The sequence below is a fragment of the Methanobrevibacter boviskoreani JH1 genome, from assembly GCF_000320505.1.
Classification (GTDB): Archaea; Methanobacteriota; Methanobacteria; order Methanobacteriales; family Methanobacteriaceae; genus Methanarmilla; species Methanarmilla boviskoreani.
Genome location: NZ_BAGX02000051.1, coordinates 1 through 291, shown reverse-complemented (window position 1 = coordinate 291; position 291 = coordinate 1). Strand labels below are relative to the sequence as shown.

Here is a 291-nt window from a genome sequence, read left to right as displayed (position 1 = left end):
GCAAATGATCCTGTGGTATTTGTGGGTAATTTAACTTCATTTACTATTGTTGTTACTAATACTGGTGATTGTAATTTAACTAGGGTATTTGTTTGTGATAATGATTTCAGTAATGGTTTGGTTTATAAATCATTTGAATCTGATTATAATTGGGTGTTTAATCCTGAGAATGGTACTTGGGTATTGGATGATGTTCTTGAACCAAATCAGTCTGTAAATTTAACTGTTGTGTTTATTGCAAATCAGTCTGGTGTATTGGTGAATAATGTTAGTTCTGGATTTGAGGATCAT

Annotated in this window: 1 protein-coding gene; it reads left to right on the top strand. The window is 31.3% G+C overall.

Features of this window, described 5'->3' with window-relative positions; translation table 11 throughout:
• Positions 1 to 12: 12 nt before the first annotated feature.
• Positions 13 to 291 (top strand): hypothetical protein (locus tag ON24_RS08870; protein WP_268869988.1); only part of this gene is annotated, 279 nt, incomplete at its 3' end.